This window comes from Pseudomonas sp. PvP028 (genome assembly GCF_017832255.1).
In the GTDB taxonomy this organism is placed as follows: Bacteria; Pseudomonadota; Gammaproteobacteria; order Pseudomonadales; family Pseudomonadaceae; genus Aquipseudomonas; species Aquipseudomonas syringae.
In genome coordinates, this window is sequence record NZ_JAFIBL010000001.1 from 4,897,707 (window position 1) to 4,910,542 (window position 12,836).

Genomic DNA, 12,836 nt, shown 5'->3' on the forward strand with positions numbered 1-12,836 from the left:
GACTGTTGCCAGCAGCACAGTCCTGGAACGGATGGTTAGAACATCATGCTTAACACCCAGACCAACCCTGTCGCCCAGGCCGCCCGTGCCGGGATGGGCGAAAAGATCCGCGGCGCGCTCGCCGTAGGCAAGACTCGCTGGGGCATGCTCGCCCTGGTGTTCTTCGCCACCACGCTGAACTATATCGACCGGGCCGCGCTCGGCGTCATGCAGCCCATCCTTGCCAAGGAAATGAGCTGGACGGCGATGGACTACGCCAACATCAACTTCTGGTTTCAGGTCGGTTACGCGGTCGGCTTCGTACTGCAGGGCCGCTTCATCGACAAGGTTGGCGTGAAGCGCGCGTTCTTCCTCGCGGTGCTGCTGTGGAGCCTGGCCACCGGTGCTCACGGCCTTGCCACTTCCGCTGTCGGCTTCATGGTCTGCCGCTTCATTCTGGGCCTGACCGAAGCCGCCAACTACCCGGCCTGTGTGAAGACCACGCGGCTATGGTTCCCTGCTGGTGAGCGCGCGGTGGCCACCGGCATCTTCAACGCCGGCACCAACGTCGGTGCCATGTTGACCCCGGCCCTCCTGCCGGTGATCCTCACGGTCTGGGGCTGGCAGGCCGCCTTCGTGGCAATGGGTTCGCTGGGGCTGCTTTGGGCCATCACCTGGCGCTTGAAGTACTACAACCCCGAAGAGCATCCGACCGTCAGCAAGACCGAACTGGACTACATCAATAAGGAAGTCGAACCGGCGCCGGTCAAGGTGCCGTTTACCGGCATCCTGAAGATGCGGGGTACGTGGGCATTCGCGCTGGCGTATGCGATCACTGCTCCAGTGTTCTGGTTCTACCTGTACTGGCTGCCGCCGTTCCTCAATCAGCAATACAACCTGGGGATCAGCGTGACGCAGATGGGTATCCCGCTGATTCTGATCTGGCTGACGGCTGACTTCGGCAGTGTCGGTGGCGGCATTCTGTCGTCCTGGCTGATTGGTCGTGGCATGCGTGCGACGACTGCGCGGCTGTTGTCGATGCTGATCTTTGCCATCACGATCTGCAGCGTGGTGTTCGCGGCCAATGCCAGCGGGCTGTGGGTGGCGGTACTGGCCATTTCGCTTGCCGTGGGTGCGCATCAGGCCTGGACGGCGAATATCTGGAGCCTGGTGATGGACTACACCCCCAAGCACATGATGAGTACCGTGTTCGGCTTCGGCGGGATGTGTGCGGCCATCGGCGGTATGTTCATGACGCAGATCGTGGGTGCGGTGCTGACCGCCACCAATAACAACTACAACGTGTTGTTCACCATGATCCCGGCGATGTATTTCATTGCCCTGATCTGGATGTACTTCATGGCCCCTCGCAAGGTTCCGACGCTCAGCGAGTAATCGTCTGACACCATCAAAAAGGCCCGGCTCACTCAGTGACCGGGCCTTTTCGCTATCGTCCCTACGCTCTGCGCAGAGTGACGAGAAGTTTTCTCCCGTGTAACTCTCGTTCCTCACGCTCTGGTGTGAATGCAGTTCGTGACGCTCTGCGTCAACAATCTCTGATGCGAAAACAATGTTATGACTTACCCACCATTCGCTGCCAACGAAGTGCTTTTCGAGCGCGATGGTACTGACGACGCAGAGTGCGACGTAAGTGACGGCTGAGTCCTGGCGCTGATCCGGGGGTAGCCTGGCAGGACGCCAGGCTAGCCGCACCGCGCCATGGATGGCGCGTTACGGCGCCCCCCGGATCAGTGTCAGGGCGAAGGAACCCGACGAAGTCGGGCCGGAAACGGAGCCAGGGGGTTTGCTTACTTTGGCCCCATCAAAGTAAGTCGCCGAGGGGCGAAAAGGTGACCTGAGCCGAACCCCAATCCGCCTGACAAAGAAAAACCGCCATGTAACGTGGAGCGTCACAAACCTTATGCCAACGCTGAACATTGGCATCGGCGTCAATCAGCGCCTTCAGTGCCACACATTACCCACCTTTACGCCGCTGTTGCCAAGCCGCCGCCAGACCGCTGAGGCAGATGATGGCGATGCCGGCCTGCGCGGTCGGAGACGGGGTGTGGTCGAAGACCAGGTAGCCCAGCAATCCAGCGAACACGATCTGGCAATAACTAAACGGCGCAAGCATGGCCGGAGCGGCGAAGCGGAAGGCCTGGGTCAGCAGCAAATGCGCCGACATCCCGCACGCACCCAGCGCCAGCAGAAACGGCAAGTGCTTGAGCGCTGGCACTTCCCAGAAGAACGGCACCAGCGCACTCATCAACAGCGTATTGAACAGCCCCGCGAAAAAATTGCTGGTGGTCGGACTGTCGAACGGACTGACCAACCGCGTCAGGAGTTGATACAGCGCAAAACACAAAGCCGATGAGAGCGGCAACAGAATCGCCGGGGTAAACAGCTCGCCGCCCGGATGAATAATGATCATCACCCCGACAAACCCGACCACCACCGCTGTCCACTGCCCGCGCGTCACACGCTCGTGCAGCAGCGGCACCGATAACGCGGTAACCAGCAACGGCGCAAGAAAGTTGACCGCCGTCGCTTCCGCCTGCGGGATGAACATCAGGCTGCTGGTAAACAGCAGACTGGTGCCCAGCAACGCCAGTGCGCGCAAGGCCTGCAGGCCAGGACGCTTGGTACGCAGCACTCGCAACCCCGATGACGGCATGAAAATGCAGGCCATCAGCAGCGTGTGCACCACATAACGCGCCCACACCACCAGAATGATCGGATAGAAGCCGGACAGGTACTTGGACAGGGTGTCGTGACTGGCAAACAGAAAAGTCGCCAGAAGAATGAAGCCTATACCTTTGAGAGGTTGATTGACGCCGGACAACGGCGTGCTGGCAGTACTCATTGCGCTTCCTTGTTCAAGTTTCAGCAGCCCGACGCCGTGGCCGAACGCGCTCTCTACCCATATTTGCCCGTGAGCATCGCACACACGTTTGCGGCTTCTCGCAGGAAATGTTCGAACCGGTTCATTAGCGTTCGATAATCGCCCGAAACGACTGTTTCACAATTGCACGGGGCGTTACGCCATTTCACTATCGCAGCCAGTTACACGACTCAATAACTACAAAAAAGGTCTGTTCCATGCGCGTGAATTCCCCCTGCAAACTCCTTTGCGGTCTGTCGGCGGCTGTCGCTGCAAGCCTGACGCCCATCAGCGGCCACAGTGCCGGGTTCGTCGAAGACGCCAAGGTCAATCTGAACCTACGCAACTTCTACATCAACCGCAACTTCGTCGACCCGGCCAATACGCAGAACTACGCCGAGGAGTGGACGCAGAACTTCATCCTCGACGCCCGCTCCGGCTTCACCCAAGGCACCGTCGGCTTTGGTGTCGACGCACTGGGCCTCTACTCGCTCAAGCTAGACGGCGGCAAGGGTACCGGCGGCACACAATTGCTGCCCATCCATAGCGATGGACGCCCGGCCGACGACTTCGGCCGTCTGGCAGTGGCCGGCAAGGCACGCTTCTCGAAGACCGAATTGAAGGTCGGCGAGTGGATGCCGGTGCTGCCGATCCTGCGCTCGGATGACGGCCGCTCGCTGCCACAAACCTTTCAGGGCGGGCAGATCACCTCCAAGGAAATCGACGGCCTGACCCTTTACGGTGGTCAGTTCCGTGGCAACAGCCCGCGCAACGACGCAAGCATGGAAGACATGTCCTTGAATGGCCGTACCGCGTTCACTTCCGACCGCTTCAACTTTGGCGGCGGCGAGTACGTGTTCAACGAAAAGCGCACCCAGGTCGGCGTGTGGTACGCCGAGCTTGAAGACATCTACCACCAGCAATATTTCAACCTGCTGCACAGCCAGCCGTTGGGCAGCTGGACGCTGGGGGCCAACCTTGGCTACTTCCAAGGCAAGGACGATGGTCAGTCGCTGGCCGGCGATCTGGACAACAAGACCTGGTCAGCGCTGCTTTCGGCACGACACGGTGGCAACACCTTTTACCTGGGCCTGCAGAAAGTCAGCGGCGACAGCGCCTGGATGCGCGTCAACGGCACCAGTGGCGGGACCTTGGCCAACGACAGTTACAACTCCAGCTTCGACAATGCCAAGGAGAAATCCTGGCAGTTGCGCCATGACTATGACTTCGTAGCTATGGGCGTGCCCGGTTTGACCCTGATGAACCGCTACATCAGCGGCGACAACGTGCACACTGGCGCCATCACCGACGGCGAAGAGTGGGCACGGGAAACCGAGCTGGCTTATGTGTTCCAGAGCGGCGCGTTCAAAAGCCTGTCAGTCAAATGGCGCAACTCCACCATGCGTCGCGACTACAACACCAACCAGTTCGACGAAAACCGCCTGATCGTCAGCTACCCGCTGTCGCTGCTCTGATCCGAACAGGACGCCGCCGTGGCCGAGGGCGCTGCGGCGGCGTTCTCGATCACCGCTCTCAATTGTCCTGCAATGACTCCACGCCCATTTCATCCCACACCGCTTCAGCCAGATGGAACGTTGCATTGGCCGCAGGAATGCCGCAGTAGATAGCGCTCTGCATCAGCACTTCCTTGATTTCCTCGCGGGTCACGCCGTTGTTTTTCGCGGCCTTGAGGTGCAGGCGCAATTCGCCTTCGCGATTCATGCCGATCAGCATCGCGATGGTGATCAGGCTGCGCGTATGGCGCGGCAACCCCGGACGCGTCCAGATATCACCCCAGGCGTGACGAGTGATCATCTCCTGAAACTCTTCATTGAACGGCGTCAGTTTGCTCAGGCTGTTATCGACATGCGCATCGCCCAGCACCGCGCGGCGCACCTGCATGCCGGCTTCGTAACGTTCGTCTTCGGTCATTGGGAAATCCTTGTGTGTTCGGCCACGGCGCGCTCGACCCAATGGCGAGCCTGGCCAAGGTAATGGGCCGGATCGAGCAGACGATCCAGCTCGTCAGAAGAAAACTGCTCGCTGACCTGCGGGGTTTCGCCGAGCACCTGACGCAAATGCGCGCCCTGCTCCACCGCACGCCGGCAGCACTGTTCAACCAGATGATGGGCTGCATCGCGGCCGATGCGCTGAGCCAGCGCAATGCTCACTGCCTCGGCGAGAACCAGGCCTTTGGTGGATTGAAGATTGATCGCCATGCGCTCGGCATCCACCTGCAGACCAGATATCACCTGCAAGGCCTGCTGCAGGGAACCGGAGACCAGACAGCACAGTTCCGGCAAGGTCTCCCACTCGGCATGCCACAGGCCCAGACTGCGTTCGTGCTCCTGCGGCATGGCCGACAGCATCGTGCCCACCAGACCCGGTGCGCGGGTGGCGGTGCTGATCATGACTGCAGCGCCGACCGGGTTGCGTTTGTGCGGCATGGTCGAAGATCCGCCCTTCCCAGGCGCCGAAGGCTCGAAGACCTCGCCCACTTCGGTCTGCATCAACAGGCTCACATCGCGTCCCAGCTTGCCGAGACTGCCGGCGATCAGGCCCAACAGACCGGCAAACTCCACCAGTCGGTCGCGCTGGGTGTGCCAGGGCTGCTCGGGCAACGCCAGTTGCAACTCATCGGCCAGCGCTTCGGCCACCGAAAAGGCCTGATCGCCCAGCGCCGCGAGGCTGCCGGACGCACCACCGAACTGCAGGCACAGCAGGCGCGGTTTGATCTCGTTCAAGCGCTGTCGATGGCGAGTGACTGCGCCCAGCCAGCCGGCGATTTTCATCCCCAATGTGACCGGCGTGGCCTGCTGCAGCCAAGTGCGTCCGGCCAGTGGCGTGCCGGCATGACGCTGTGCCTGCTCAGCCATCGCATCGGCCAGTCGGGTGAGGTCACGCTCAAGCAGCGCGATGGCTCGGCGCAGTTGCAGGACCAGCCCGCTGTCCATCACATCCTGACTGGTCGCGCCCATGTGCACGTAGCGCTCGGCTTCAGCGCTGCGTGCGGCAATCTGTTTGCCCAGCGCCTTGACCAGCGGAATCGCTGAATTGCCGGCACTGCCGATGGCGATTGCCAGCGCGTCAAAATCGAACAGCCGTGCGTCGCAGCTCAGCTCGATGTCGGCGACTACCTCGGGCGGGATCAGGCCGACGCGCGCCTGTGCCCGGGCCAGCGCAGCCTCGAAATCGAGCATGCCCTGCACCCGGCCTTCATCGGAAAAGATCTCGCGCATTTCGGGTTGCATGAAGTAGGCATCGAAAAGTTGATTGCTCGCTCTGTTCACATCACCACTCCAGATTGAAAGGTTTCAGGTAGCGTCCGAATGGCTGACCCAGCCTTTGATCAGCACCGCTATCGTGGCCAGCGCCGCCGGGATGACCAGCGCGGTCAGCACCTGCTCGAACGTCCAGCCCAGGCCCAGCAGCGTGGCACCGGCCCAGGCGCCGAGAATGGCGCCGAAACGGCCGATCCCGAGCATCCACGACACGCCCGTGGCACGCCCCTGAGTGGGGTAAAAACGCGCTGCCAGCGACGGCATTGCCGACTGCGCGCCGTTGATGCACATGCCGGCCAGCAGCACCAGTGTCGCCAACAGCGCGACATTACCCAGACTCTGCCCGACCAGCCAGGCGAACACCCCCGCCAGTGCATAAGCACAACCAATGACCTTGTGCGGGTTGTAACGATCCATCGCCCAGCCCACGCCCACAGCACTCAACACCCCGCCGAACTGAAACAGCGCGCCGATGAAGGCCGACTGCTCCATGCTCGCGCCGCTGTCGCGCATCAGCGTCGGCAGCCAGCTGGTCAGCAGGTAGACGATGACCAGACCCATGAAATACGTCAGCCACAGCAACAGCGTGCCGGCACTGTAGTTGCCGGAGAAGATCACTTTCAGCACATTACGGCTGCTGACGGTTTTCTGTTCGGGAACGCTGAAATCAGTGATACCGGCCAGCGCCTTGGGCGCAATCGGTGACAGAACCTTGCGAATCCGCTCTGCACCGCGATTACGTACCACCAGAAATCGCGCCGATTCCGGCAGCCAGACCATCAGCACCACCGCCAGCAGGAGGGGCAGGATACCGCCCAGCATCAGCAGGCTGTGCCAGCCCATGCTGGGTATCAGTTTGGCTGATACAAAACCGCCGCATGCCATGCCCAGATTGAAACCGCAGAACATGCTCGTCACCAGCAGCGACTTGAGCCGCTCGGGGGTGTATTCCGACAGCAAGGTAGTGGCGTTGGGCATCGCCGCGCCGAGCCCCAGCCCGGTCAACAGGCGCAGTACCAGCAATTGATCGATGTTGCTGCTGTAGGCTGATGCCAGGCTGAAAAGACCGAACAGCAGCACCGCGACCACCAGCACCACCTTGCGCCCGAAGCGGTCGGCCAGCGGGCCGGAACCCAGCGCGCCGAACACCATGCCGATCAGCGCAGCACTCATCACCGGCCCCAGGCTGGCCCGATCGATCCCCCAATCCTGGCTGAGTGCGGGTGCAATGAAGCCCATTGCGGCAGTATCGAGGCCGTCGAGAAACACGATCAGAAAACACAGCGCAACCACTCGCCACTGATACCCGGATAGCGGTTGCGCATTGATGAAGGCCTGAACGTCGAGCGTACTCGGCGCGGGGCTGCCGGCGGAAAGCGTCATGGAGATGTCCTTTTATTTTTATAGGGTCGCCTGCCGATGCAGGCGCCTTGAAACGCACGCACATTGATTGCTGAATCGACAAGCGATTCAGAAATCGAAAAACACTGTCTCGCCCTCACCTTGCACGCGGATATCAAAACGATAGGCCGTCTGCCCCTCGTGCGTGCAAGGACGTGCCACCAGGGTTTCGCGGCGCGGGGGCTGCTCAATCAGATTGAGCACCGGGTCCTGCGCGTTCGCCTGGGCTTCGTCGTCGAAATACAACCGCGTCTGCAGATGAATATTGATGCCCCGCGCAAACAGCGAAACATTGATGTGCGCCGCCATCGGCACGCCCGCCGCATTGCGCGCCGAGCCTGGCTTGATGGTCTTGAGGATCCATTGGCCATCGTCCGCAGTTGCCGTGCGACCAAATCCGTTGAACGGTCTGTCGGGGTCGAATTCGCTGTGATACGCACCCTGATGATCCGCCTGCCAGAACTCCAGATAGGCATCACGGATCAGGTGACCGTTGCCGTCGAAGACGTTGCCCAGCAACACGATGTGCTCGCCGGGCGCCTCGGGCCTGGCCATCTCGTTCCAGATTTCCAGCTCGCGGGTCGGGTTGCCGGCCACCTGCGGTGCAAGACCGATGTGAACGTAAGGGCCAGCGGTTTGCGAAGGGGTTTCCTGCAGCAATTGAACGGGCATGTCGGGCTCCTCAGCAGTTTTCGAAATGAGTCTTGCGCTGGCCGCGCAACACGATATCAAAGCGATACGCCAGGCAATCCATCGGATTTCCCAGGCCCAGGTCGAGCCTGGCAATCAGGCTCTGCACGGCGTCCGGATTGGCGATGGCCTTGACGATCGGGCAGATCGGAATCAGCGGGTCGCCTTCGAAATACAACTGGGTAATCAGCCGTGTAGCAATCGACGGCCCGCTGATCGACACATGAATGTGCGCCGGGCGCCAGTCGTTGGGACCGTTGCGCCATGGGTAAGGCCCTGGCTTGACGGTACGGAAGCTGTAATTGCCTTCGCTGTCGGTCAGTGCACGTCCGACGCCACCGAAATTGGGATCGATAGGCGCCAGATAGGCATCGCGCTTGTGGCGATAACGCCCGCCGGCGTTGGCCTGCCAGATCTCCACCAGCGTATGCGGGATCGGCTTTCCGTACTGATCGCAGACCCGCCCGGCCAGCAGGATACGCTCGCCGATGGGCAGCCCACCGTTGTTGAAATTGAGCAGCAGGTCGTTATCGTGCTGGCCGAATTTCAAATGCGAGAAATCCGGGCCGGTGGTTTCGGAAATGGACTGCGGGATACTGACCAGCGCCTGACGCGGCGAGCGCAGGATCGAGGTCTTGTAATCAGGGGTGAGAGCTTTTGGATGCCAGTTTCGGTCACGAATGACGAAGCGGCTGTTGTCCGCGGCAGACATGGCGTTCTCCTCGTTTTTCTTATGGGGCGCGCAGGCGTCGATCACATGCGCTACAGGCTGCGGCGAAGTGTCGCGCGATCCATGCTTATAGAGAACTGAAATAAACCCCATGATCCATAACCATTTGGTTATGGATGCTAGACGTTGCGATAGGCCTCTCCAAGACTCCGCAGCTCGTCCACGCACCACTGCGCTGCGCGCGTGAGTGGCAAGGCCGGGTTGCTGCACAAACCGACCGAACCGCCCGGCTCACGAATACCCATGTCCAGTTCGACCAGCGTGCCGCCTTTCAACTCCAGCGACACGGCATCCAGCGGCGCGATCCACACCGCATCGCTGCATTGCACATAGCGACGGCTGAGGGTGAGCGAAAGGGTTTCAAGGCGCTGACGTGGCATGCGGATGCCGCACTGTACGAACAGGCTGTCGGCAAACTTGCGGATGGTCGTGCCTGCCAGCGGCAATACCAGCGGGAATTGCTCCAGGCTTTCAGGCTTGAGCGGCGCAGCCAGCAATGGGTGATCGCTGCGCACCACCAGCGTCATCGACTCGTTGTACAGGTGCTCGAACGTCAGGCCCTGAATCTGCGGACTGTCCGTCATGCGCCCGACCACCAGATCCAGCTCCCCTACCCTCAATTGCGACAGCAGATAGGCACTGGGTCCGGTCATCACGCTGACGATCAGCGCCGGGTGCTGCTGGTGCAGGCGATGAACCACCTCGGGCACCAACAGGCTTTCGGCCGTCGACAGTACGCCCAGTCGTGCAGTGACCGTGTCGTGCTCGCCCGAGCGCAGGCTGCTGACGCCCTCGCGCAGGGCCTGCACGCTGGGCCCGGCAAAGCGCATGAACGCCACGCCCGCTTCGGTGAGTGCCGCACCACTTTTACTGCGCACGAACAGCGTGGTGTCGAGCAGGGTTTCCAGCTCTTTGAGACTTTTCGACAGCGCCGGCTGACTGATCGCCAGAACGTCGGAAGCACGCGCCAGACTGCCCTGCCGGGCCACTTCTAGAAAGCAGACCAGATGGCGAAATTTGATGCGTGTATCGATATTCACTGCGCGTCGTGTCCGGTAAATGAAAGGGAATGCAGCTCAACGACAAGGCAGCTCAACGACTCAGAAACGACGCCACTTGAGGCGCGTCAAATGGCCAGTCCAGCTCGTCGCCGGTGTCGACTCGCCGCAACACAGGAACGCGCAACTCGTAGCGTTCAAGCAGTTGCTCATCCTCGCAGATGTCGACCAGCTCAACCAGCAGGCCGTGTTCGATGGCGAACGGCAGTAAAACCGCTTCGGCAACCTCGCACAGCGGGCATCCCAGGGTGCTGAACAGCTGACATTCGGGGGGCATGAGTCGATCCTCGGCGAATCCTCGGCAAGCGGAAATTATTCTAGGCGCGCACCGGGATCACGTCGACACCCGAAAATGCGCCTTGCTGAACGCATTGGCGCGATCCAGTACCGGTTTCTCGAAACAACGATAACCGACCCAGCCATAGCACACCGCCGCAGCCATCATCAGCAGCGCGAAAAACAGGTTGTCCAGGTCGCTTTCGGGCCAGGCTCCCACCAGACTCCAGACCCTGCCGATCACCCCCAGCACCAGCAGATGAGACAGATAGATCGTGTAGGACATATCGCCCACGGCAACCAGAAACCCGGGCACCCGCAGGTGTCGACGCCGTTCGAGCAATGCCAGCGTCACCACCAGCATGCCGAACGTGCCGCCGACCATGAGCATGCGCAGCAACCCCTGACTCGCATACAGCCGGTAATAGCCGATCAGGGGCACCGCCGCCAACAACGCGACACCGAGCAGTAACCAGACCGCAGCAGTCGGCACGCGGGCACTGTGGCGACCGTAAAAGAACAAGGCCAGCGCGGCGCCAAGCATGAACTCGAGGGCATAGGGATGCAGGATGATCTTTACTGCCGGGGAATAGTCCTGCCAGTCTGCCAGCGTGTTGAACGCCACGATGATCAGACACCAGCCGCCGAGCAGAAACGGCAGGCTGCGCTCGCGAAACAGCAGAAAGCCGGAGAACACCACGTAAAACCACAGTTCGAACAGCAGCGACCAGGCCACCATAACCAGCAGCACCTTGTCGTTGGGCAACAGCAGGAACGACATGATCAGATTGGACGAGCCATGCCCGCTGTTGACCATGCCCGGCTGCACCAGATAAACCGCCAGGGTGATGAAAAAGTACAACCAGTACGTGGGATAGATCCGCGATACCCGATTGAACAGAAACCGCTGGGCTTCGATTGCGCTCTGAAAACGGCCACGGCTGACAATCACCATGACGAATCCGCTGATGACGAAGAACAGATCGACGCCCAACTGAAAAAAATCTAGCCAAGGCGGCAAAAGGATATCGCCACCGGAAAACTTGCTCTCTACCGACATCATGTGAAACAACACAACGCCCAGGACCGCTACGCCCCTGAGCCCCTGCAGGGAATACAGCCGCTCCATGCCTCTCTCCATTCAACGGATGTCGCGCGCGCCAGGCCATCCCTTGATCACGCGTGTGGAGCATAGCCAATGGCCAGAAATACGAAACCCCAATCTTCCAGTGGTTGCGGTTTTTGCTGGCAGATACTTTTGGAGTAAGGTGCAACTGCAGTGTAAAGCCTGATCGAACACGATGCGGCAATCGAAGTGAACCTTCAGGAATCACCTGTACTCGAAACATTCATACGCCCACCAAACGGAGAACATCATGGCCCGCGAAACTGCACAGAATGCTCAGGAAATCCTGAGAGCCGACTTCCAGGTACTGGTTGCCGACACTGAGAAATTACTGGCGCATACCGCCTCTCTGGCGGGTGATCAGGCCGATGAATTGCGCGCCCAGATCCGCGAAAGCCTGCTGCGTGCCAAGGAAACCCTGAAGACCACCGAAGATTCGTTGCGCGAGCGCGGTGAAGCGGCAGTGGTCGCCACCGAAGATTACGTTCAGAACAACCCCTGGCAGTCCGTCGGTATTGCCGCAGGTGTCGGCTTTCTGATCGGTCTGCTGGCTACAAGGCGCTAACATCATGACTCTGGGAACGGAATCAGCACCGCCCGAAGGAACTCCGGGCGCTTCACCGCGGCGCCTGGGCGCTGCCTTCCTTGGCCTGTTGCACACTCACGTCGAGCTGTTCGGCATTGAATTGCAGGAACAGAAAGCGCGAACCGTCAGCCTGCTGCTGTTCGCCGGTCTGGCACTGGTTTTCGGCCTGCTGCTGCTCACCGGGCTCTCGGCCTTGCTGCTGATCGTTCTGTGGGACAGCTATCGCCTGGCCGGCATCGTTGGCCTGTGTACGTTTTACCTGCTGGCCGCGATCTTCTGTGGATTGCGCCTCAAGGCAGCGATCTTCGACGAGTCCTCGCCCTTCCATGCGACCCTCGAAGAACTGGCCAATGACCGTGAGCGATTGATGCCATGAGTGAACCCAAGTCGCACCAGAGCAATACTCGTCGAGAACTGCGCAAGGCATTGATCCGCCTGCGCATGGAAATGCACCGCCAGGAAATTCGCCACGAATCGACGCAACTGATGCAGCCGTTGCAACGCTTTCGCGGTATCCGCCATGACTGGAAAAGCGCGCTGGGCTTTCGCCACGCGCCGCTCTGGGGCGTGGGCTCGGTCGCCCTGCTGGGCTTCCTGAGCGGCAAACGTGCCAAGACCGGACGTACCAGCCTGTTGGGCCGCCTGTTAAAGCTGGGCATCACCTTGACGCCGGTGGTCAAGGTCGCCATGCAAGCACGCGCCCTGCAGAATCGCAATCGCAAAGTCTGATCGCGCCGTGCATCTCGCATGATCCTGGCCTGACTGTACTGGCCTTAATATAAATGCCTGCTCCGGAATTCCGGTGCAGGCATTTGTTTTTCTACGGGA

The 12,836-nt window shown here is 60.5% G+C and carries 14 protein-coding genes; 5 read left to right on the top strand and 9 right to left on the bottom strand.

Annotated elements, in window-relative coordinates:
- Positions 1-45 precede the first annotated feature (45 nt).
- Positions 46-1,374 (top strand): MFS transporter, encoded by a 1,329-nt coding sequence (locus JOE34_RS21030; RefSeq protein ID WP_003423759.1) that lies wholly within the window; start codon positions 46-48, stop codon positions 1,372-1,374.
- A gap of 580 nt (positions 1,375-1,954) precedes the next feature.
- Here the strand turns inward: JOE34_RS21030 and JOE34_RS21035 are convergent.
- Positions 1,955-2,842, bottom strand: a complete 888-nt coding sequence (locus tag JOE34_RS21035; RefSeq protein WP_003423758.1) for a DMT family transporter — start codon at positions 2,840-2,842, stop codon at positions 1,955-1,957.
- Positions 2,843-3,078: 236 nt separating this feature from the next.
- On the opposite strand from JOE34_RS21035, the gene JOE34_RS21040 reads away from it, so the two are divergent.
- Positions 3,079-4,335 (top strand): OprD family porin, encoded by a 1,257-nt coding sequence (locus JOE34_RS21040; RefSeq protein ID WP_024960806.1) that lies wholly within the window; start codon positions 3,079-3,081, stop codon positions 4,333-4,335.
- A gap of 58 nt (positions 4,336-4,393) precedes the next feature.
- On the opposite strand, the gene pcaC is transcribed toward JOE34_RS21040, so the two are convergent.
- The 8 genes from pcaC to JOE34_RS21080 all read right to left on the bottom strand — a co-directional run bounded on the left by pcaC (position 4,394) and on the right by JOE34_RS21080 (position 11,425).
- Positions 4,394-4,792 carry a 4-carboxymuconolactone decarboxylase gene (gene pcaC, locus JOE34_RS21045; RefSeq protein WP_003315610.1) on the bottom strand — a complete coding sequence of 133 codons (399 nt, stop codon included), beginning with the start codon at positions 4,790-4,792 and terminating at the stop codon, positions 4,394-4,396.
- Positions 4,789-6,150 (bottom strand): 3-carboxy-cis,cis-muconate cycloisomerase, encoded by a 1,362-nt coding sequence (locus JOE34_RS21050; protein WP_209996607.1) that lies wholly within the window; start codon positions 6,148-6,150, stop codon positions 4,789-4,791. Before JOE34_RS21050 ends, pcaC begins: the two co-directional genes overlap by 4 nt.
- A gap of 24 nt (positions 6,151-6,174) precedes the next feature.
- Positions 6,175-7,524: an MFS transporter gene (locus JOE34_RS21055; RefSeq protein ID WP_209996609.1), complete on the bottom strand. Its 1,350-nt coding sequence runs from the start codon at positions 7,522-7,524 to the stop codon at positions 6,175-6,177.
- 87 nt (positions 7,525-7,611) lie between these two features.
- The gene (gene pcaG / locus JOE34_RS21060) at positions 7,612-8,214 is read right to left on the bottom strand and encodes a protocatechuate 3,4-dioxygenase subunit alpha (RefSeq protein ID WP_209996612.1); all 603 of its coding nucleotides are present in this window, start codon (positions 8,212-8,214) and stop codon (positions 7,612-7,614) included.
- A 10-nt stretch (positions 8,215-8,224) separates the two neighbouring features.
- Complete coding sequence (pcaH, locus tag JOE34_RS21065) at positions 8,225-8,944, bottom strand: protocatechuate 3,4-dioxygenase subunit beta (protein ID WP_003416184.1); 720 nt, start codon at positions 8,942-8,944, stop codon at positions 8,225-8,227.
- Positions 8,945-9,081: 137 nt separating this feature from the next.
- Positions 9,082-10,002 carry a pca operon transcription factor PcaQ gene (gene pcaQ, locus JOE34_RS21070; RefSeq protein ID WP_003423751.1) on the bottom strand — a complete coding sequence of 307 codons (921 nt, stop codon included), beginning with the start codon at positions 10,000-10,002 and terminating at the stop codon, positions 9,082-9,084.
- Positions 10,003-10,054: 52 nt separating this feature from the next.
- Positions 10,055-10,297, bottom strand: coding sequence for a glutaredoxin family protein (locus JOE34_RS21075; RefSeq protein WP_003315616.1), 243 nt, complete (start codon positions 10,295-10,297; stop codon positions 10,055-10,057).
- A 57-nt stretch (positions 10,298-10,354) separates the two neighbouring features.
- Positions 10,355-11,425: an acyltransferase gene (locus JOE34_RS21080; RefSeq protein ID WP_209996614.1), complete on the bottom strand. Its 1,071-nt coding sequence runs from the start codon at positions 11,423-11,425 to the stop codon at positions 10,355-10,357.
- 247 nt (positions 11,426-11,672) lie between these two features.
- On the opposite strand from JOE34_RS21080, the gene JOE34_RS21085 reads away from it, so the two are divergent.
- Genes JOE34_RS21085 through JOE34_RS21095 form a run of 3 tightly spaced genes read left to right on the top strand, consistent with a single transcriptional unit; the run spans position 11,673 to position 12,737 of the window.
- The gene (locus JOE34_RS21085; protein ID WP_003315618.1) at positions 11,673-11,987 is read left to right on the top strand and encodes a DUF883 family protein; all 315 of its coding nucleotides are present in this window, start codon (positions 11,673-11,675) and stop codon (positions 11,985-11,987) included.
- Between the two features lie 4 nt (positions 11,988-11,991).
- Positions 11,992-12,384, top strand: a complete 393-nt coding sequence (locus tag JOE34_RS21090; protein ID WP_003392988.1) for a phage holin family protein — start codon at positions 11,992-11,994, stop codon at positions 12,382-12,384.
- The gene (locus tag JOE34_RS21095) at positions 12,381-12,737 is read left to right on the top strand and encodes a hypothetical protein (RefSeq protein WP_003346087.1); all 357 of its coding nucleotides are present in this window, start codon (positions 12,381-12,383) and stop codon (positions 12,735-12,737) included. The genes JOE34_RS21090 and JOE34_RS21095 overlap by 4 nt, the downstream gene beginning before the upstream one ends.
- Positions 12,738-12,836 lie beyond the last annotated feature (99 nt).

Bases quoted from the DNA above. Each gene is read 5' to 3' on its own strand.
- JOE34_RS21040 (WP_024960806.1), top strand. From the start codon at position 3,079: ATGCGCGTGAATTCCCCCTGCAAACTCCTTTGCGGTCTGTCGGCGGCT.
- JOE34_RS21075 (WP_003315616.1), bottom strand. From the start codon at position 10,297: ATGCCCCCCGAATGTCAGCTGTTCAGCACCCTGGGATGCCCGCTGTGC.
- JOE34_RS21080 (WP_209996614.1), bottom strand. From the start codon at position 11,425: ATGGAGCGGCTGTATTCCCTGCAGGGGCTCAGGGGCGTAGCGGTCCTG.
- pcaG (WP_209996612.1), bottom strand. From the start codon at position 8,214: ATGCCCGTTCAATTGCTGCAGGAAACCCCTTCGCAAACCGCTGGCCCT.
- JOE34_RS21035 (WP_003423758.1), bottom strand. From the start codon at position 2,842: ATGAGTACTGCCAGCACGCCGTTGTCCGGCGTCAATCAACCTCTCAAA.
- pcaH (WP_003416184.1), bottom strand. From the start codon at position 8,944: ATGTCTGCCGCGGACAACAGCCGCTTCGTCATTCGTGACCGAAACTGG.
- JOE34_RS21090 (WP_003392988.1), top strand. From the start codon at position 11,992: ATGACTCTGGGAACGGAATCAGCACCGCCCGAAGGAACTCCGGGCGCT.
- JOE34_RS21030 (WP_003423759.1), top strand. From the start codon at position 46: ATGCTTAACACCCAGACCAACCCTGTCGCCCAGGCCGCCCGTGCCGGG.
- JOE34_RS21085 (WP_003315618.1), top strand. From the start codon at position 11,673: ATGGCCCGCGAAACTGCACAGAATGCTCAGGAAATCCTGAGAGCCGAC.
- pcaC (WP_003315610.1), bottom strand. From the start codon at position 4,792: ATGACCGAAGACGAACGTTACGAAGCCGGCATGCAGGTGCGCCGCGCG.
- JOE34_RS21055 (WP_209996609.1), bottom strand. From the start codon at position 7,524: ATGACGCTTTCCGCCGGCAGCCCCGCGCCGAGTACGCTCGACGTTCAG.
- JOE34_RS21095 (WP_003346087.1), top strand. From the start codon at position 12,381: ATGAGTGAACCCAAGTCGCACCAGAGCAATACTCGTCGAGAACTGCGC.